Annotated in this window: 17 protein-coding genes; 11 read left to right on the top strand and 6 right to left on the bottom strand. The window is 59.9% G+C overall.

Translation table 11 applies throughout. The annotated features are described in order from the left end of the window. Positions 1-178 precede the first annotated feature (178 nt). The 4 genes from JFT81_RS22250 (at position 179) to JFT81_RS22235 (ending at position 4,289) form a co-directional block, all read left to right on the top strand. Complete coding sequence (locus JFT81_RS22250) at positions 179-1,276, top strand: polyamine ABC transporter substrate-binding protein (RefSeq protein ID WP_201229095.1); 1,098 nt, start codon at positions 179-181, stop codon at positions 1,274-1,276. A gap of 66 nt (positions 1,277-1,342) precedes the next feature. Then, positions 1,343-2,485, top strand: coding sequence for a polyamine ABC transporter ATP-binding protein (potA, locus tag JFT81_RS22245; RefSeq protein WP_007913856.1), 1,143 nt, complete (start codon positions 1,343-1,345; stop codon positions 2,483-2,485). A gap of 35 nt (positions 2,486-2,520) precedes the next feature. Beyond that, positions 2,521-3,402 (top strand): ABC transporter permease subunit, encoded by an 882-nt coding sequence (locus tag JFT81_RS22240; protein WP_347340490.1) that lies wholly within the window; start codon positions 2,521-2,523, stop codon positions 3,400-3,402. Further along, a complete protein-coding gene (locus JFT81_RS22235; RefSeq protein WP_093429780.1) occupies positions 3,399-4,289 on the top strand; it encodes an ABC transporter permease subunit in 891 nt (296 codons plus the stop codon). Before JFT81_RS22240 ends, JFT81_RS22235 begins: the two co-directional genes overlap by 4 nt. 156 nt (positions 4,290-4,445) lie before the next feature. Here JFT81_RS22235 and JFT81_RS22230 read toward each other — a convergent pair whose 3' ends face one another. Beyond that, complete coding sequence (locus JFT81_RS22230; protein WP_201229091.1) at positions 4,446-5,087, bottom strand: HD domain-containing protein; 642 nt, start codon at positions 5,085-5,087, stop codon at positions 4,446-4,448. A 1,071-nt stretch (positions 5,088-6,158) separates the two neighbouring features. On the opposite strand from JFT81_RS22230, the gene JFT81_RS22225 reads away from it, so the two are divergent. Further along, positions 6,159-7,124: a DJ-1/PfpI family protein gene (locus JFT81_RS22225; protein ID WP_201229089.1), complete on the top strand. Its 966-nt coding sequence runs from the start codon at positions 6,159-6,161 to the stop codon at positions 7,122-7,124. Between the two features lie 114 nt (positions 7,125-7,238). Here the strand turns inward: JFT81_RS22225 and JFT81_RS22220 are convergent, their stop codons facing one another. Continuing rightward, entirely contained in the window at positions 7,239-9,650 is a 2,412-nt protein-coding gene (locus tag JFT81_RS22220) for a penicillin acylase family protein (protein WP_201229087.1), read from the bottom strand. 102 nt (positions 9,651-9,752) lie between these two features. Then, the gene (locus JFT81_RS22215) at positions 9,753-10,331 is read right to left on the bottom strand and encodes a DUF6436 domain-containing protein (protein ID WP_201229085.1); all 579 of its coding nucleotides are present in this window, start codon (positions 10,329-10,331) and stop codon (positions 9,753-9,755) included. 98 nt (positions 10,332-10,429) lie between these two features. Here JFT81_RS22215 and JFT81_RS22210 point away from each other — a divergent pair, with 98 nt between their 5' ends. After that, a complete protein-coding gene (locus JFT81_RS22210; RefSeq protein ID WP_201229083.1) occupies positions 10,430-11,377 on the top strand; it encodes an alpha/beta hydrolase in 948 nt (315 codons plus the stop codon). 131 nt (positions 11,378-11,508) lie between these two features. Here JFT81_RS22210 and JFT81_RS22205 read toward each other — a convergent pair whose 3' ends face one another. Further along, positions 11,509-12,240, bottom strand: a complete 732-nt coding sequence (locus JFT81_RS22205) for a DUF2059 domain-containing protein (protein ID WP_201229081.1) — start codon at positions 12,238-12,240, stop codon at positions 11,509-11,511. A 108-nt stretch (positions 12,241-12,348) separates the two neighbouring features. Here JFT81_RS22205 and JFT81_RS22200 point away from each other — a divergent pair, with 108 nt between their 5' ends. Together JFT81_RS22200 and JFT81_RS22195 are read left to right on the top strand one after the other, a co-directional pair. Then, positions 12,349-12,981 (top strand): 2OG-Fe(II) oxygenase, encoded by a 633-nt coding sequence (locus tag JFT81_RS22200; RefSeq protein ID WP_201229079.1) that lies wholly within the window; start codon positions 12,349-12,351, stop codon positions 12,979-12,981. Between the two features lie 2 nt (positions 12,982-12,983). Further along, complete coding sequence (locus tag JFT81_RS22195; protein ID WP_201229077.1) at positions 12,984-13,469, top strand: DUF523 domain-containing protein; 486 nt, start codon at positions 12,984-12,986, stop codon at positions 13,467-13,469. A 118-nt stretch (positions 13,470-13,587) separates the two neighbouring features. Here JFT81_RS22195 and JFT81_RS22190 read toward each other — a convergent pair whose 3' ends face one another. Further along, entirely contained in the window at positions 13,588-14,175 is a 588-nt protein-coding gene (locus tag JFT81_RS22190; protein ID WP_201229075.1) for a transporter substrate-binding domain-containing protein, read from the bottom strand. Between the two features lie 135 nt (positions 14,176-14,310). Between JFT81_RS22190 and JFT81_RS22185 the strand changes: the two genes are divergently transcribed. Beyond that, positions 14,311-14,736, top strand: a complete 426-nt coding sequence (locus JFT81_RS22185; protein ID WP_201229073.1) for a DUF4399 domain-containing protein — start codon at positions 14,311-14,313, stop codon at positions 14,734-14,736. 61 nt (positions 14,737-14,797) lie between these two features. On the opposite strand, the gene serA is transcribed toward JFT81_RS22185, so the two are convergent. After that, complete coding sequence (gene serA / locus JFT81_RS22180) at positions 14,798-16,027, bottom strand: phosphoglycerate dehydrogenase (RefSeq protein ID WP_201146813.1); 1,230 nt, start codon at positions 16,025-16,027, stop codon at positions 14,798-14,800. A 206-nt stretch (positions 16,028-16,233) separates the two neighbouring features. On the opposite strand from serA, the gene JFT81_RS22175 reads away from it, so the two are divergent. Together JFT81_RS22175 and JFT81_RS22170 are read left to right on the top strand one after the other, a co-directional pair. Then, positions 16,234-17,628 (top strand): FAD-binding oxidoreductase, encoded by a 1,395-nt coding sequence (locus JFT81_RS22175; protein ID WP_064116316.1) that lies wholly within the window; start codon positions 16,234-16,236, stop codon positions 17,626-17,628. Positions 17,629-17,669: 41 nt separating this feature from the next. Next, positions 17,670-18,335: a fumarylacetoacetate hydrolase family protein gene (locus tag JFT81_RS22170; protein WP_053124802.1), complete on the top strand. Its 666-nt coding sequence runs from the start codon at positions 17,670-17,672 to the stop codon at positions 18,333-18,335. Positions 18,336-18,450 lie beyond the last annotated feature (115 nt).

Raw genomic sequence — 18,450 nt, 5'->3', positions numbered from 1 at the left:
AAGCAACAACCGCTGGCCGTCGTCGCCGTGACGAGGGCCAGCGGGACAATTAAATGACAGAAAGTTTTGCTGGAACGGTTTTTCGAGGGTAAGTTGCGCGCCGGTTTTGTTGCCGGGCAGCCATGGCTGTCATGCAGCGCGGGGCAACTTGGGCCCAACTAATTTAGAGGACCTCCACTTGCCTATTTTTTCTTCTTTGCGCAAAGCCCTGCTGGCCACTGCCGGCCTGACGATTGCTGTCGGAGCCCAGGCCGCCGGTACGGTGCATATTTATAACTGGTCGGACTACATCGGCGAGACGACCCTGGCTGACTTCCAGAAAGCCACCGGGATCAAACCGGTCTACGACGTCTTTGACTCCAACGAAACCCTGGAAGGCAAGCTACTGGCCGGGCGTACCGGTTACGACGTGGTCGTGCCGTCGAACCACTTCCTCGGCAAGCAGATCAAGGCGGGCGCGTTCCAGAAGCTCGACAAGTCGCAACTGCCGAACTATTCCAATCTCGACCCGGCGCTGCTCAAGCGTCTGGAGCAGAACGATCCGGGCAACCTGTACGCCGTGCCGTACCTGTGGGGCACCAACGGCATCGGTTACAACGTCGATAAAGTGAAAGCTGCGCTCGGTGTCGACAAGATCGATTCGTGGGGCGTGCTGTTCGAGCCGGAGAACATCAAGAAGCTGCAAAGCTGCGGCGTGGCGTTCCTCGATTCTGCGGATGAAATGATGCCGACGGTGCTGAACTATCTGGGCCTGAATGCCAACAGCACCAACCCGAAGGACTACGAAAAAGCCACCGCCAAGTTGCTCGCGGTGCGTCCTTACGTGACCTACTTCCATTCCTCGAAATACATCGGCGACCTGGCTAACGGCGACATCTGCGTGGCCATCGGTTTCTCCGGCGATATTTTCCAGGCCAAGCACCGCGCCGAAGAAGCCAAGAAGGGCGTGAACATCGCCTACGCGGTGCCGAAAGAGGGCGGCGCCTTGTGGTTCGACATGCTGGCGATTCCCAAGGATTCGTCGAACGTGAAAGAAGCCCACGCCTTCATCAACTATTTGCTGAAACCTGAGGTGATTGCCCAGGTCAGTGACTACGTCGGTTATGCCAACCCGAATCCTGGGTCGGACAAACTGATGGAGCAATCCATTCGTACCGATGAGTCGGTGTACCCACCGCAGGCCGTTATCGACAAGGCCTACGTGTCGACCGAGTTGCCACCGAACATTCAGCGTCTGATGACCCGCAGCTGGACCAAGGTCAAGTCGGGGATGTAAGGCACACACTATCCTGGGTTCGCCTTGCGGGGCGGACTGCATTGTTTTTATCTGGGAGTTTCGTAAATGGCAGTTGCCTCCGGCGCCTATAAGAAAGCCCTCGAGGGCGACCAGACACCGAAGCAGGTGTTGGTCAAAATCGACCGGGTCACGAAGAAGTTCGACGAGACGATTGCCGTGGACGACGTGTCCCTGGAAATCAAAAAGGGCGAGATCTTCGCTCTGCTCGGCGGTTCGGGATCGGGCAAATCCACTCTGCTGCGGATGCTGGCAGGGTTCGAACGGCCCACGGAGGGGCGCATTTTTCTCGACGGCGTCGACATCACCGACATGCCGCCGTACGAGCGACCAATCAACATGATGTTCCAGTCGTACGCCTTGTTCCCGCACATGACCGTGGCGCAGAACATCGCCTTCGGCCTCAAGCAGGACAAGATCCCGGCCGCTGAAGTCGATGCCCGCGTGGCCGAGATGCTCAAACTGGTGCAGATGAGCCAGTACGCCAAGCGCAAGCCGCATCAACTGTCTGGCGGTCAGCGTCAGCGTGTGGCGCTGGCGCGTTCGCTGGCCAAGCGGCCGAAGCTATTGCTGCTCGACGAACCGATGGGCGCACTGGACAAGAAACTGCGTTCGCAGATGCAGCTTGAGTTGGTGGAAATCATCGAACGCGTGGGTGTGACCTGCGTGATGGTGACGCACGACCAGGAAGAGGCCATGACCATGGCCGAGCGCATCGCGATCATGCACCTGGGCTGGATCGCCCAGATCGGCAGCCCGATCGACATCTACGAGACCCCGACCAGCCGTCTGGTCTGCGAATTCATCGGCAACGTGAACATCTTCGAAGGCGAAGTGATCGACGACGCCGAAGGCCACGCAACCATCACCTGCAAAGACCTCGATCGGCAGATCTACGTCGGCCACGGCATCAGTACTTCGGTGCAGGACAAGTCGGTCACCTACGCAATCCGCCCGGAGAAGCTGCTGGTCACCGCCGATCAACCGACCTGCGAATACAACTGGTCGAGCGGCAAGGTGCATGACATCGCCTACCTCGGCGGGCACTCGGTGTTCTACGTCGAACTGCCGAGCGGCAAGCTGGTGCAGTCGTTCGTCGCCAACGCCGAGCGTCGCGGCGCGCGGCCGACCTGGGGCGATCAGGTTTACGTGTGGTGGGAAGACGACAGCGGCGTGGTACTTCGCTCATGAACATGCGCAAATTCAAACGCCGCCTCAATCGAATAATCCCCAGTGGCCGGCAATTGGTCATCGGGGTCCCGTTCATCTGGCTGTTCCTGTTCTTCATGCTGCCGTTCTTCATCGTTCTGAAGATCAGCTTCGCCGAAGCCGACGTGGCCATTCCGCCGTACACCGAGATCTACACGTACGCCGAGCAGAAGCTGCAACTGCTGCTGAACCTGGGCAACTACGCGATGCTCGCGGGCGACGAGTTGTACATCGCCGCTTACCTCGGCTCGCTGAAAATGGCGTTTTTCAGCACGCTGTTATGTCTGTTGATTGGCTACCCGATGGCCTATGCCATCGCCACCGCCCGTAAAGAGATGCAAACGGTGCTGGTGCTGCTGATCATGATGCCGACCTGGACCGCGATCCTGATCCGCGTTTACGCGTGGATGGGCATCCTCAGCAATAACGGTCTGCTCAACGGTTTCCTGATGAGCATGGGCTTTATCGACGAGCCGCTGCAGATCCTCAACACTAACCTTGCGGTGTACATCGGCGTTGTTTACTCGTACCTGCCGTTCATGATCCTGCCGCTGTACGCCAACCTGGTGAAGCACGATCACAGCTTGCTGGAAGCCGCTTCCGACCTCGGTTCGAGCACCTTCAACAGCTTCTGGAAAATCACCATTCCGCTGTCCAAGAACGGGATCATTGCCGGCTGCATGCTGGTATTCATCCCGGTGGTCGGCGAGTTCGTGATCCCGGAACTGCTCGGCGGTCCGGAAACCCTGATGATCGGTAAAGTGCTCTGGCAAGAGTTCTTCAACAACCGTGACTGGCCGGTGGCGTCCGCGCTGGCGGTGGTGATGCTGGCGATCCTGATTGTGCCGATCATTCTGTTCAACCGCAGTCAGGCCAAGGAAATGGAGGGTAAAGAATGAAGCGCTTCCGTTTCTCCAGCCTGATGCTGGTTCTGGGTCTGTTGTTCATCTACCTGCCGATGCTGATCCTGGTGATCTACTCGTTCAACGCCTCCAAGCTGGTGACGGTGTGGGGCGGCTGGTCGATCAAGTGGTACGTCGGCCTGCTCGACAACACGCAACTGATGGGCTCGGTGTTGCGCTCGCTGGAAATCGCCTGCTACACCGCGGTTGCCGCGGTGGCGCTGGGTACGCTGGCAGCGTTTGTACTGACGCGCATCACCCGCTTCAAGGGCCGCACGCTGTTCGGTGGCCTGGTGACGGCGCCGTTGGTGATGCCGGAAGTGATCACCGGTCTGTCGCTGTTGCTGCTGTTTGTGGCCATGGCGCAGATGATCGGCTGGCCGCAGGAGCGTGGCATCGTCACCATCTGGATCGCCCACACGACGTTCTGTGCGGCGTATGTGGCGGTGGTGGTGTCGGCGCGTCTGCGTGAGCTGGATCTGTCGATCGAAGAAGCAGCGATGGATCTGGGGGCGCGGCCGTGGAAGGTGTTCTTCCTGATCACCATCCCGATGATCGCGCCATCGTTGGCGGCGGGCGGCATGATGTCGTTCGCGCTGTCGCTGGATGACCTGGTACTGGCGAGCTTCGTTTCCGGGCCGGGTTCGACGACCCTGCCGATGGAAGTGTTCTCGGCGGTGCGCCTGGGCGTGAAGCCTGAGATCAACGCCGTGGCCAGTCTGATTCTGCTGGCGGTATCGATCGTGACCTTCATGGTCTGGTTCTTCAGCCGCCGTGCCGAAGAAGCGCGCAAGAAAGCCATCCAGCAAGCCATCGAAGAAAGCGCTGCCGACTCGTGGAAACAACCGGACGTGCGTCGCGCACCGGCGCCGGAAGCGGCGTAAGCCACATCCGGACATCAGCGATGAAGCCTTGTGGTGAGGGGATTTATCCCCGTTGGACTGCGTAGCAGGCCCCTTCTGTTTAGATCAAGAGAGGGGTCGCTTCGCAACCCAACGGGGATAAATCCCCTCGCCACAGGACCTATTCCACAGTTGGATTTAGGCAGTCCAGGGGGATTGGCGGATGACCTCGACGAAGTTCATCGGCTTGAATCCCGGCTCCTGATCCTTCAGCACATCGGTCTTCACGTTGCCGAATGTGGTCTGCGGACGGTGGCGCAAGCCGTCGGCGAACGCGCAGATGATGCACTCCTTGAAACCTTCCCCACGCGGGTGCGCATGCACCACCGCTTCACGCTGTACGCTGCTGAACGCCGCGTAATCCATGCCCAACACGTCCATCTCGACACCGGCAGTTACCAGTGCCACGGTCGGACGCAAATGCTTCGGCACACCCGGCGTGGTGTGCAGGGCAATCGACAGCCACACCTGCTCGATGTCGTCATCGCTCAACCCGTAAGGTTTGAGAAACGCTGCTGCCGCATTGGCGCCGTCGACTTCAAAACGCTCGTCAGCGCTGCGATGACCTTCAACCAGACCGAGGTCATGGAACATTGCTCCGACGTAGAGCAGTTCAGGATCGTAGGCCAGTTGCTGGCGCTCACCGCTTAGCGCGCCGAACAAAAATACCCGGCGTGAGTGGTGATAGAGCAGATCGGATTCGATGTCGCGAATGTACTCGGTGGTGGCCCGGGCGAGGGCGCTGTCAGGGATTTTGATGCCGGCAATGGTCGTGCTCATGGGAGGTTTCCTCACTGAAACGCCGTCGTGGCGCTGATGGGCAAAGTCTGTTCCTGACGCAGATACCGAACAATCGACGCATGGCTGCGATCCTTGCCAATCCACCTGCAAATCGTGCCAACTGCCCTTCACAAGTTGGAATGCCATCCATTTGTGGCGAGGGGATTTATCCCCGCTCGGCTGCGCAGCAGTCGTAAATCCAGCCATGAAGACTGCCTGACACAACGAGGTGTATGGTCTTGGGGCTGCTTCGCAACCCAACGGGGATAAATCCCCTCGCCACAGGGTTACAGGGGACCTCAAAACATGAATAAAACCAGCGTGCAGTCGCGCATGGCTGCGATCCTTTGCCAATCCACCTGCAAATCGTGCCAACTGCCCTTCACAACTTGGAATGCTATCCATTTGTGGCGAGGGGATTTATTCCCGTTCGGCTGCGCAGCAGTCGTAAATCCAGCCATGGAGACTACCTGACACAACGAGGTGTATGGTCCTGGGGCTGCTTCGCAACCCAACGGGGATAAATCCCCTCGCCACAGGGTTACAGGGGACCTCAAAAAACATGAATAAAACCAGCGTGCAGTCGCGCATGGCTGCGATCCTTGCCAATCCACCTGCAAATCGTGCCAACTGCCCTTCACAAGTTGGAATGCCATCCATTGTGGCGAGGGGATTTATCCCCGTTCGGCTGCGCAGCAGTCGTAAATCCAGCCATGAAGACTGCCTGACACAACGAGGTGTAGGGTCTTGGGGCTGCTTCGCAACCCAACGGGGATAAATCCCCTCGCCACTGGGTTACAGGGGACTTCAAAAAACATGAATAAAACCAGCGTCCAGTCGCGCATGGCTGCGATCCTTTGCCAATTCACCTGCAAATCGTGCCAATTGCCCTTCACAAGTTGGAATGCCATCCATTGTGGCGAGGGGATTTATCCCCGTTCGGCTGCGCAGCAGTCGTAAATCCAGCCATGAAGACTGCCTGACACAACGAGGTGTATGGTCTTGGGGCTGCTTCGCAACCCAACGGGGATAAATCCCCTCGCCACTGGGTTACAGGGGACTTCAAAAAACATGAATAAAAACGTCGCCATCGTGGTGTTTGCTGGCGTGCAGTCGCTCGATGTCACCGGCCCCATGGATGTGTTCGCCGAAGCCAACCGTTTTCTCGCGCCCGAGGATCACTATCGGCTGGAGGTGATCGGTATTGGGCACGGGGCGATAGCCTGTTCCAATGGGTTGGTGCTGAATGCACACCGGCATTTCAGCGAAGTAACCGAGGCTTATGACTTGCTGCTGGTAGCCGGCGGGCCGCAACTGCCATTCATGGATTTCGGTGCAGTCTTCGACACCTGGCTGCGCGAAGCCTGCGCCCGGGCGCAGCGTTTCGGCTCGATCTGCAACGGCGCGTTCATGCTGGCGCGCGCCGGGTTGCTGGAAAGGCGCACCGTCACCACGCACTGGAACGATGCCGAGGCGTTGGCGCAGTTATGCCCGTCGACACAGGTCGAAGCCGATCGCTTGTACGTCGAGGACGGCACGCTCTACACCTCGGCCGGGGTGACGGCGGGGATCGATCTGTCGTTGTACCTGCTGGCGCGTGATTACGGTGCCGAGGTGGCGTTGAGCGTGGCCAAACGGCTGGTGGTGTTCACCCAGCGCTCAGGCGGGCAATCGCAGTTCAGCCCGTTCCTGACGCCGCATGCGGAGCCGACCTCGGCGGTGGCGATGGTGCAGTTGTATGTGCTGGCGAATCTGACCGGCGATCTGACCATTGCCGATCTGGCCAATGCGGCGAACATGAGTGCACGGAATTTCTCCCGGGTGTTTGCCCGGGAGGCCAAGGTGACGCCGGCGGAGTTCGTTGAACGGGCGCGCGTGGATGCAGCGCGGGTGATGCTGGAAAGCACCACGGCACCGCTGAAGACTGTGGCGTATCAGTGCGGGTTTCGTGACGCGCAGCATATGCGCAGTGTGTTGAACCGTCGCTTGGGCGTGACACCGCAACAGTTCCGGCTGAATTTTGCGGTTCTGCTCTGAGATTTAAGGTGTTGCTGATGGCTCTTTCGCGAGCAGGCTCGCTCCCACAGGGGAATGCATTGCAAATGTGGGAGCGAGCCTGCTCGCGAAGGCGTCAGCCCGGAAAACCAAAAACTACTGCGCAGCCCGCGCCGGCAACAGCTTCAACGTGCTCCGGGTATTCGCCGTCACCTCTTCTTCGCTGAAATGCGCCTGCACATACATCCCGTCGACATACGCTTCGGCCTGGTCGTCATAGTGACTGTCAAACGGCACGCCACTCTGTCCAACCGGATTGATCGTCAGGCCATGCGCCGGATCGGCGAAATCCACCAGCCGCCGCGTCGACGGCCCGTAAGTCACCGGCCACGGCGCCGGGCCGATCCGCGCGGAAAGATTATTCGGCACCTCATGACTGCCCGGTGCTGCGAACGGCCCGACGTTGAAAATCCGCTCCAGCGGCTTCTGCTGCCCCAGCGGATGCCCGTGCGTCAGCGTATGCGCCGCGCCCCATTTCCAGCCAGCCACATCGTCGCCAAGCGTCAGCTTCAAATGCGCCATGCTCGCCGCCCATGCAGTGCGCACGACATCGGCGCGGGTCTCCTTGACCGGTGTGTTGCGGTTGTCCCACCACGGTGAATCAGCGTTCGCCGCCAAGCGTGGCAGCGCCGCATCGATCACCCGCGTCGACAGCAGCGTGTCGAAAAAGTCGTTGCCCAGCTCATCACGCATCGCTGCATCGGCGAGGTCGTAGAGGAACTGGTTGAACACCGTGGCACTCACCGAATCCAGCGGATAATCGCCTTGCCACTGCGCCAGTTGCTCGACCAGTTTCAGTTGCGCCGGATCGCTCACCACTGCACGCAATACCGGCAGCAACGGCGCCAGCAAGCGCGGACCGTAACCGGTGGCGGTACCGAGCTGCAGTTTCTGATTGGCCTCGTTTGTCCACTTGATGTTCTTGTCGCTGAGCTGACGATTGAGTTGTTGGCCACGGTCGGCGAGGTTGTAGTAACCGGGAATCGCCATGCCGGTGGGCGACAACGGCTGGAAGTTGGCCGAGACGATGTAGCCGCGTGCCGGATTCTCCTCTTGCGGGTTGGCGCTGAATGGGTAGAAACCGTCCTTGTCGGCCTGGTTGGTACTGCCGTCGAGAATGAATTCCGGCCTGACCCCGGCCGGGCGCTTGGGCAGCAACGCCGAAGCCCACCAGGCGATATCGCCCTTGGCGTTGGCATAGACCAGGTTCAGCCCCGGCGCCTGCACTTTCGCCGCCGCGGCGCGGGCCTTGGCCAGTGTGTCCGCGCGGTTGAGTTGATAGAAACCTTCGAGGATCGGGTTGGGTGTTTCAAGAAACGCCCACCACATCGCGATCGGTGTTTTCCCGGCAGCACTCCCCAGCGCATCGTTGACGATCGGGCCGTGCGGCGACTGACGCAGGGTGAGGGTCACCGGCGTCTGGCCCTTCACATTGATCTGCTGTTCGGTGCTGACCATGTCCGTCCACTGACCGCGATACCAGACCTGATTCGGGTTGTCCGGGTTGACCTTCTCGGCGATCAGATCGAGATCGTCGTTCTGGAACATGGTCAGGCTCCAGCCGAAATCGAGGTTGTGCCCCAGAAACGCAAACGGCACCAACGCCTGATGATGGCCGTACAACTCAAAACCCGGCGCCGACAGCTGCGCCTCGTACCACACCGACGGCACCGAAAAGCGAATATGCGGATCGCCCGCCAGCAACGGTTTGCCGCTTTGGCTACGGCTGCCGGCAATCACCCAGGCGTTGCTGCCTTCGAACTGCGGCAGGCCGTTGTCGATCAGTGCCTGTTCACTGAGGCGGGCGAGGGCGTTGAGGTCTTGCCAGTCGGCGGCAGCCAGTGCAGGCGTTTGTTTGGCGTGACCGTTGGCCAGAACGCCTTTGGGCTGCCAGTCGAGGTCGAAGACGTTGAGGTAATCGGTGCCGAGCTGATCGCGCACATACGTCAGCAACGGTTCGGTGCGAAACGCGGCAGCAAAACTGTAAGCCATGTAGCCGGCGACGCTGATGCTGTCTTCTGCCGTGAACGGCCGTTTGGGGATGCCCAGCACGTCGAACTCGATGGGCGCGGCGTGCGAGTCCTGATATTGGTTGATGCCGTCCAGATAGGCTTGCAGGGCCTTCCACGCCGGCGACTGCTTATCGAGGCTGGCGACGTAACTGGCGGCGCGCTCGCGTATGCGCAGGCTGCGGAACAGTTTGTCGGTGTCGAGCAGTTTCGGCCCGAGCACTTCGGCCAGCTCGCCACGGGCGAGGCGGCGCATGGCTTCCATCTGGAACAGACGATCCTGGGCATGCACATAGCCAAGGGCGCGGTAGAGGTCGGTCTCGTTCTCGGCACGGATGTGCGGTACGCCGCGCTCGTCGTAGCGCACGGTCACCGACCCTTGCAGGTTGCGCAGTTCGACCTGGCCCTGGCGTGTCGGTTGTTTGCTGTAGACGTACCAGCCCCCGGCGCAGAGCAGAACAACGATGAGCAAGGCAAGAACGGTGAACACGCGCTTCATGGTGACTCCTTGTGCATGCGGGATTGCCGCCCATCGGGCTGCAAACAATTAGCACAGACCTTCCGTGCCGTGCAGCGCTGTCCTTGAAAAGTCCGGAATGCCTTACTTCGCCTCCACGGGCCACGGGCAATAACAACCGACGGCCAGCGTGTGCGTGGCGTCGACCGGGCGATCATCAGTCAGAGCGTTGAGAATCGGTTCGATGAAGCTGTTGCTGGAGTTGCAGGTCAGGCCTTCGCTGTAGGGGCCGAAGTAGGCCAGTTTGCCATTGCGATCCCAGATCGCCACGGCCGGGCTAGCGGGCACCTGTTCGGAGCCAGGCAAAACGGCGATGGTTTTCAGACGGCTGAGGGTGGCGGGCAACTGGCCGTGGCTGCCGGTTCTCTGCACGGCAAAAAACTCGACGCCCTTGGCGCTGAACTGCTCGACCATTTCGGTCAGGTGCTGTTGGTTGCCGACATTGCACGGGCAGGCCGGGTCCCAGAAATGCACCAGACGAATCGGCCCGGGGCCGGCGAGGTCATCGGGCAGGCGCAGCGGATCGCCGGAAAACACCGCGGTGTGTTCGCTGAACGCCCGCAGGTAGCGGCCCTGAAACCAGTCGTACGCCGCCCACAGCACCCCGGCGCAGATGAGCGCAAGCAGGCTGGCAAACAGTGCGGTGCGGTAGGGCGAACGCATGGTTTTCGATCCTCGAAGGCCGGCTAGCTTGCCATGCTTGCCGCGACAGATGAATATCGCAGGCCGATAAAGTCTGTTTACCGCTCTGGAATTGCCTCATGCCTGCTACTTTCGACCCCGATCAATTACGCGCCAGCCTCAAGCCATTGGCCGAGTGGCAGCCGTTGTCGGACGAGGCCAAAGCCTATCAGCGCTTCTACCAGACTGACTTTCCCGAGCGCGATGTGTGGCGCGGCATGGGCCGTTTCGAGGTCGATGGCTATGAACTGGTCAGCCATTGCTGGTGGCCGGAGAAGGTCAAGGCGACGCTGTTTCTGCTGCACGGTTATTACGATCACACCGGGCTCTATCGCCATGTGATCGAGTGGGCGCTGGATCAGGACTTCGCCGTGATTGCCTGCGACTTGCCCGGACATGGTCTGTCGAGCGGGCCGCGCGCGAGCATTCGCGATTTCTCCGAGTATCAGGATGTCCTGCAGGCGTTGTTCGCCGAAGCGCAGTCGATCTCGTTGCCGCAGCCGTGGCACTTGTGCGGACAAAGCACTGGCGGAGCGATTGTGGTCGATCACGTGCTCAACCATGGCGAAGGCAGCCCGGCGCAAGGTCAGTTGATTCTGATGGCACCGCTGGTGCGGCCTCGTGCGTGGGGCTGGTCGCAGTTGAGTTATTACCTGCTCAGGCCTTTCGTCAGAGGGGTTGCGCGGCGCTTCAGCGAGAACTCCAACGACCCGGATTTCCTGCCGTTTCTTCAGGCTGATCCGTTGCAGCCACGCCGCTTGCCGACGAAATGGGTCGGTGCATTGTCGCGCTGGATCATTCGCGTCGAGCACGCGAAAAAAAGTCCGCGACGGCCGCTGATCATTCAGGGGCAGGCGGACATGACGGTCGACTGGCAGCACAATTTGCAGGTGTTGAAGTGGAAGTTCGATCGGCCGCAGATCTTGCTGCTGGCGGAGGCACGGCATCATCTGGCGAATGAAACGGTGGAGATGCGCGAGGAGTATTTCGAGTTCTTGAGCAAGCGGATCAAGGGCCGCAATCTCTAGCGTCTGTGAGGACCTCTTCGCGAGCAGGCTCGCTCCCACATTGGATCTTCAGAGGGCACAAAACTCGTGAACATCCCGGATCCCTGTGGGAGCGAGCCTGCTCGCGAAGGCGGCCGATCAGGCGCTAAAGATCACTGCCCGACCGCCAGGCCTGCGCGAATCGCTGCCAGCGCCGCCTGGTAATACGCCTTGCCCTCAGTCGACTCGGCAAACGTCGAAAACTCCTCCAGCTCTTCATCCGACAGGTCGCGATACACGTAGAGCAGCGTGTTGTTCAGGTCTGCGCCAATCTGATCCATCAAGCGCTGACGCTGGCCGTTCAGCATGCCCTGCGCCTGACCGCCACCGAGCAGGCCGGGAATCATCGAACTCAAACTGTCCGCCGCGACACCGGCAATCGCCAGGCTCACTTCAGCGCCAGCCTCGCGCGCCGGCAAAGCCTGGGCGAGGTGGCCGATGATCAGCAGGCGGCTGTCGCTGACCTGCATCTTCGGCAGGCCCTTGGCATTCTTCGCCAATTGATCACGGCGGGTTGCGAGCAATTCGGCCGCAACGATTTTCTTGCCCAGTGGCGATTGAAAGAAGGACAGGGCCGGTTTCGGATCGGCGAGGTGCTGGCGCAGTTGCGCTTCGGCGCGTTGATCCATGGCCTGTGGAGCAAAGCGCTGGTTGCTGTTGTTCACCAGCGCTTGAAACACGGCGGGCGGCAGGCTGTTCTGATAGCGCTGCTGCGCGGCACTCAGGGCGTCATTGAAATGCGCACGTTGATCTGGCCAGCCGGCGACCTTGTACAACTGATCGTGGCCGTCCGCCCAAGCGGGCAAAACACAAAGCATCAACAGTGAAAAAAGCAAACGGCGCATAGGGACTCCTGTCAGCAGCGGACTATTCTCCGTGCGGTGCCGGTACTTGTCGAGAATTCGTAGCAAGCCGCCGCGTGGCTCTGTCGGATTTCTTGCCGCCGACATACTATGCGCGCCATGCAAATATCCTCTGAACACCCACTGCTGTTACGCATCGTCGACGACCTGGCCGAGCACGGCTGGTCGCAGCAGAACATTTTCCTGCCCGCGGGTTTGACCCGTGAGCTGGCGGCCGAGTGCCGTAAACGTGAGGCCGAGGGTGAGCTGGCGCCGGCGGCGGTTGGCCGTGGGCCGTTTTCAGAGATTCGTGAGGGTATTCGCGGCGACCACATTCAGTGGATCGATCCGGGCCAGGCCGATTCCAGCGACCGCTATCTGAATTTGATGGACAGCCTGCGCGAGGCACTCAACCGTGGTTTGTTCCTCGGCCTTGAAGACTTCGAATGCCATTTCGCCCTGTACCCGCCGGGTGCGTTTTATCGCAGGCATGTCGACCGTTTTCGCGACGATGACAAGCGCATGGTGTCGGTGGTGGTCTACCTCAATGACGCCTGGCTGCCGGAGGATGGTGGTCAGTTGCGCATGTACCTGAACGATGAGCGCGTGCATGACGTGCAGCCTACCGGCGGTTGTCTGGTGGTGTTTCTTTCCGGCGAAGTGCCGCACGAAGTGCTGCCGGCCAATCGTGAGCGCTTGTCGCTGACCGGCTGGTTCCGCCGTCGCGGCAACGAGCCGTTCTGATCATGGAAAAGATTCTGGTCAGCCGCTGCCTGTTGGGTCACCGCGTGCGCTACGACGGTGGCGCCAGTGGGCCATATGATGTGTTGGAACAGTGGATTGCCGAAGGGCGCGTGGTGCCGTTGTGCCCGGAGGTCGCGGGGGGATTGCCAACGCCGCGTGCGGCCGCAGAGATTCCGGGCGGGCAGGGTGGTGAAGTGCTTGATGGCGTTGCTGCGGTGATGACCACCGAGGGCGAGGATGTCAGCGCACAGTTTCTGGATGGCGCGCGGCAGGCGCTGGCGTTGGTGCAGAAACACGGCATCCGCGTGGCGGTGCTGAAAGCCAACAGCCCATCGTGCGGCAATCTGCTCACGTATGACGGCACATTCAGTGGAGTGAAAGTCTCCGGCGAAGGCGTGACGGCTGCGTTGCTCAAGCGCCATGGGGTGCAGGTTTTCAGCGAACTCGAACTCCCGCAAGCCGCATTGGCCCTGACCCGCCTCGACTAGCCATTCACCACAAAACACTGTGGGAGCTGGCTTGCCAGCGATGGCATTGGGTCAGCCACCATCATTGCTGACTGAACCACCGCTATCGCTGGCAAGCCAGCTCCCACAGGTTTTTTGTTCACTTCAGGTTTTCAGTGGTCTGCGCTGTGAACCATTTCTCGGTCAGCGCTGCCAGGCGCCCGTCGGCTTTGATCCGCTGCATGGCGCTCGCAAGGCTGGCCTGAAACGCCGGATTACCTTTCTGAAACGGTATCGCCATCTCCACCGGCGGGCTCGCCTTTGGCTTGGCGTCAGTCAACGCCTGCACCAGCACCATCGGCCGTGGTTGCTCATCCTTTTTCGCCAGCAGTTGTGCATCGACCTTGCCGTAAGGCTCACTGAAGTCGAAACGATCCTTGAGTTCAGGTGTCAGTGCTATGTGGTTGAGCGCGACGTCGTACTTGCCGCTTTCAACGCCCTGGAGCAGATCGCCTTCGTCGGTGACGATGAAATCGGCGCGCACATCCAGCTCAGAGGCTATCAATTGCCCAAGCTCGACCTCGAACCCCGTGAGTTGGTCGCCGTCGTCCTTGTAATTGAAGGGCGGTGTATTAGCCTCAAGGGCTATGCGCAGCTCGCCACGGTCGTTGACGTCATCAATCAGTTCGGCATGAGCCAAAGGGCTCAAAAGGGGTAGCAGGCAGATCAGGCCAGGCAGAAAACGCATGGTCACTCCTTTGAAATCATTATTGCGACGCTCTGAGTCAGGCGCGCTTTGCTATGGTTGTCGAGTGCCTTCGACAACGAATGGTCATGAAGTTGTCATGACCGTGCGGATTTTACGGAAAAACTGGAGAAGAGAATGAAAACGTTTATGTCACGTGCAGCATTGGCTGGCCTGTTGATGGGTGTTTCGGTGCTGGCCAGTGCAGCGACTCCGGCCCCTAAAGGCGCGGAAGTGTTCATCGTTTCTCCCGAGGACGGGGCGACTGTTTCTCAGGAATTCAAAGTCAAGTTCGGCACCAAGGACGTGGCGCTGGCGCCAGCGGGTGATGTCACCAAAAACACCGGTCACCATCACCTGCTGATCGACGTCGACAAGCTGCCGGCCGCCGGCGCGCCGATTCCGAATGACCCAAACCACATGCACTTCGGCAAGGCGCAGACCGAAGCGACGATCAAACTCGCACCGGGCAAGCACACTCTGCAACTGGAGCTGGGTGACAGCGGCCACATGCCGTTCGATCCGCCAATCGTCTCGAAGAAGATCACCGTCAACGTCGAATAACCTTTTCGCCGTGCATGAAAAAGGGAGCCCGAAGGCTCCCTTTTTTATCGCTGACGTTTGATCAGAACAGAACACGGCTACGGATAGTGCCGTTGATGTGCTGCAGCTTCTCTTGCGCCAGGTCCGAGTACTCGGCGTCGACGTCGATCACCACGTAGCCAACCTTCTCGTTGGTCTGCAGGAACTGACCGGAGATGTTGATGCCGTTTTCGGCGAAGACCTTGTTGATCTCGCTCATCACACCCGGGATGTTCTCGTGGATGTGCAGCAGGCGGTGCTTGCCAGGGTGAGCCGGCAGGGCCACTTCCGGGAAGTTCACCGACGAAACGGAGGTACCGTTGTCGCTGTACTTGACCAGTTTCTCTGCGACTTCCAGACCGATGTTGGCTTGCGCTTCAGCGGTCGAGCCACCGATGTGCGGGGTCAGGATCACGTTGTCGAGGCCACGCAGTGGGCTTTCGAACTCTTCGTCGTTGGAGCGTGGTTCCACCGGGAACACGTCGATGGCCGCGCCGATCAGGTGCTTGTCCTTGATCGCGTCCGCCAGGGCGTCCAGCTCGACCACGGTGCCGCGTGCTGCGTTGATCAGGATGCCGCCCTTCTTGATGGCGCGGATTTCCTTCTCGCCGATCATCCACTGGGTCGCAGCGGTTTCCGGAACATGCAGGGTGACGATGTCGGACATGCCCAGCAGGTCGTGCAGGTTGCCGACCTGAGTGGCGTTGCCCAGCGGCAGCTTGGTCACGGTGTCGTAGAAGAACACCTGCATGCCCAGACCTTCGGCCAGAACCGACAGCTGAGTACCGATCGAGCCGTAGCCGACGATGCCCAGCTTCTTGCCACGGATCTCGAAGGAGTTGGCCGCAGACTTGATCCAGCCGCCACGGTGGCAGGAAGCGTTTTTCTCAGGGATGCCGCGCAGCAGCAGGATCGCCTCGGCCAGCACCAGCTCGGCAACGGAGCGGGTATTGGAGTACGGCGCGTTGAACACGGCGATGCCGCGCTCGCGGGCAGCACTCAGGTCAACCTGGTTGGTGCCGATGCAGAAACAGCCGACCGCTACCAGCTTCTTCGCGTGATCGAAGATCTCTTCGGTCAATTGGGTGCGCGAACGAATGCCGATGAAGTGAGCGTCAGCGATCTTTTCCTTCAACTGGGCTTCCGGCAAGGAACCTGTCAGGTATTCGATGCTGGTGTAGCCCGCCGCCTTGAGGACGTCGACAGCCGATTGGTGGACGCCTTCGAGAAGAAGGAACTTGATCTTGCTCTTATCGAGAGAAGTCTTGCTCATCTGCGTAAACCTGTATCCCGGAGAAAAATGGCAGGGAGGGGCGCAGCCTGGAGCTGACCCAAACGGCAGGAAAGCCGTTACCGCAGATCAGGCCTTGGGCACTGTCCTGCGGGGTCGATATGCTAGCATAGCCGCCCCGCTAAACACTCATTCCTGCGACGTGAAGCGTTCTCAGGATGACCATGAATTGTTCGAGAGTTCTGTCGATGACCAATCCTGCCCTGATTGATGAACTGAAGACCCTGGTCGAGCCTGGCAAGGTCCTGACCGACGCCGACTCCCTGAATGCGTACGGCAAGGATTGGACCAAGCACTTCGCCCCGGCGCCCAGCGCCATCGTGTTTCCCAAGACCATCGAGCAGGTGCAGGCGGTTGTCCGTTGGGCCAACACGCACAAGGTCGCGCTGGTGCCATCGGGCGGGCGCACCGGCCTTTCCGCCGCTGCGGTGGCCGCGAATGGCGAAGTGGTCGTGTCGTTCGACTACATGAATCAGATTCTCGACGTGAACCTCACTGACCGCACCGCCGTTTGTCAGCCGGGCGTGGTCACCGAGCATTTGCAGAACGTCGCCGAAGAAAAAGGCTTGTACTACCCGGTAGACTTCGCTTCGGCGGGTTCCAGCCAGATTGGCGGCAATATCGGCACCAATGCCGGCGGGATCAAGGTGATTCGCTACGGCATGACCCGCAATTGGGTCGCCGGCATGAAAGTCGTCACTGGCAAGGGCGACGTGCTTGAACTGAACAAAGACCTGATCAAGAACGCCACCGGTTACGACCTGCGTCAGCTGTTCATTGGTGCTGAAGGCACCCTCGGTTTCGTCGTCGAAGCGACCATGCGCCTCGATCGTGCGCCGAAAAACCTCACCGCGATGGTCCTCGGCACCGCCGATTTCGATTCGATCATGCCGGTGCTGCACGCTTTCCAGGGCAAGCTTGACCTGACGGCGTTCGAATTCTTCTCCGATAAAGCCCTGGCCAAAGTCATGGGTCGCGGCGACGTACCGGCGCCGTTCGAAACCGACTGCCCGTTCTACGCATTGCTGGAATTTGAAGCGACCACCGAAGAAGTGGCCAACAGCGCGCTGGAAACCTTCGAACACTGCGTCGAACAGGGCTGGGTGCTGGACGGCGTCATGAGCCAGAGCGAAACCCAGTTGCAGAACCTGTGGAAACTGCGCGAATACATTTCCGAGACCATCTCGCACTGGACCCCGTACAAGAACGACATCTCGGTCACCGTCTCGAAAGTGCCAGCGTTCCTGAAGGAAATCGACGCGATCGTCGGCGAACACTATCCGGATTTCGAAATAGTCTGGTTCGGCCACATCGGCGACGGCAACCTGCACCTGAACATCCTCAAACCGGATAACCTCAGCAAGGACGAGTTCTTCGCCAAGTGCGCGACCGTCAACAAGTGGGTGTTCGAAACCGTCGAGAAGTACAACGGTTCGATCTCCGCTGAGCACGGCGTGGGCATGACCAAGCGCGATTACTTGACCTACAGCCGCTCGCCGGTTGAGATCGAGTACATGAAAGCGGTCAAAGCGGTGTTCGACCCGAACGGCATCATGAATCCGGGCAAGATCTTCGCGGTTTGATCTGTAATCTTTGATGAATCAATGAAGGCAGGAGTCGGTAAATGAGCTATCAGCACCAGTACGTCGACGGCACGCGCATCCACTTCCCGATCGGGAAAGTCGTGTGCATTGGCCGCAATTACGCCGAACACGCCAAAGAACTGGACAACCCGGTGCCTACCGAACCGTTGCTGTTCATCAAGCCGGGCAGTTGCGTGGTTGAGCTGGAAGGCGGTTTCGCCATTCCGACCGAGCGCGGTTCGGTGCACTACGAAGCAGAAATCGCGGTGTTGATCGGCAAGCCATTGTCGACCAAACCGAGTCGCGAAGAAGTGCTCGACGCGATCTCCGGTTTCGCCCCGGCGCTGGATCTGACCCTGCGCGACAAGCAGGCCGAGCTGAAAGCCAAGGGCCTGCCGTGGGAAATCGCCAAGTCGTTCGATGGCGCGGCGGTGATTGCACCCTTCGTGGTCGGCAGCACCTTTGCTGATCTGACCGACATCGGCATTCGCCTGACCATCAACGGTGAAGTCCGTCAGGACGGCAACAGCAGCGCGATGCTCAACCCGATCGTGCCGATGATCCAGCACATGGCTGGCTGCTTCTCGTTGCAGGCTGGCGACGTGATTCTCACTGGCACGCCGGTCGGTGTCGGCCCGCTGAATGTTGGCGATGACATCGTTCTCGAACTGGTCGGCGCGAGCAGCTTCAACAGCAGCGTTCGCTAACCCGCCATTCCTGTCATGTGAGCTTTGTGGTGAGGGGATTTATCCCTGTTGGACTGCGCAGCAGGCCCAAGATTTTTGGGGCCGCTTCGCGACCCAACGGGGATAAATCCCCTCA

This window comes from Pseudomonas sp. TH43 (assembly GCF_016650635.1).
In the GTDB taxonomy this organism is placed as follows: Bacteria; Pseudomonadota; Gammaproteobacteria; order Pseudomonadales; family Pseudomonadaceae; genus Aquipseudomonas.
Note: the sequence above shows the minus strand (reverse complement) of the source record. Positions and strands in the feature narration are given on the sequence as shown.

Excerpts from the sequence above, each read along its gene's own strand:
- JFT81_RS22185 (WP_201229073.1), top strand. The coding sequence starts at position 14,311 with ATGAAAACGTTTATGTCACGTGCAGCATTGGCTGGCCTGTTGATGGGT.
- JFT81_RS22230 (WP_201229091.1), bottom strand. The coding sequence starts at position 5,087 with ATGAGCACGACCATTGCCGGCATCAAAATCCCTGACAGCGCCCTCGCC.
- JFT81_RS22170 (WP_053124802.1), top strand. The coding sequence starts at position 17,670 with ATGAGCTATCAGCACCAGTACGTCGACGGCACGCGCATCCACTTCCCG.
- JFT81_RS22235 (WP_093429780.1), top strand. The coding sequence starts at position 3,399 with ATGAAGCGCTTCCGTTTCTCCAGCCTGATGCTGGTTCTGGGTCTGTTG.
- serA (WP_201146813.1), bottom strand. The coding sequence starts at position 16,027 with ATGAGCAAGACTTCTCTCGATAAGAGCAAGATCAAGTTCCTTCTTCTC.
- JFT81_RS22220 (WP_201229087.1), bottom strand. The coding sequence starts at position 9,650 with ATGAAGCGCGTGTTCACCGTTCTTGCCTTGCTCATCGTTGTTCTGCTC.
- JFT81_RS22175 (WP_064116316.1), top strand. The coding sequence starts at position 16,234 with ATGACCAATCCTGCCCTGATTGATGAACTGAAGACCCTGGTCGAGCCT.
- JFT81_RS22210 (WP_201229083.1), top strand. The coding sequence starts at position 10,430 with ATGCCTGCTACTTTCGACCCCGATCAATTACGCGCCAGCCTCAAGCCA.
- potA (WP_007913856.1), top strand. The coding sequence starts at position 1,343 with ATGGCAGTTGCCTCCGGCGCCTATAAGAAAGCCCTCGAGGGCGACCAG.
- JFT81_RS22205 (WP_201229081.1), bottom strand. The coding sequence starts at position 12,240 with ATGCGCCGTTTGCTTTTTTCACTGTTGATGCTTTGTGTTTTGCCCGCT.
- JFT81_RS22195 (WP_201229077.1), top strand. The coding sequence starts at position 12,984 with ATGGAAAAGATTCTGGTCAGCCGCTGCCTGTTGGGTCACCGCGTGCGC.
- JFT81_RS22225 (WP_201229089.1), top strand. The coding sequence starts at position 6,159 with ATGAATAAAAACGTCGCCATCGTGGTGTTTGCTGGCGTGCAGTCGCTC.
- JFT81_RS22200 (WP_201229079.1), top strand. The coding sequence starts at position 12,349 with ATGCGCGCCATGCAAATATCCTCTGAACACCCACTGCTGTTACGCATC.
- JFT81_RS22190 (WP_201229075.1), bottom strand. The coding sequence starts at position 14,175 with ATGCGTTTTCTGCCTGGCCTGATCTGCCTGCTACCCCTTTTGAGCCCT.
- JFT81_RS22215 (WP_201229085.1), bottom strand. The coding sequence starts at position 10,331 with ATGCGTTCGCCCTACCGCACCGCACTGTTTGCCAGCCTGCTTGCGCTC.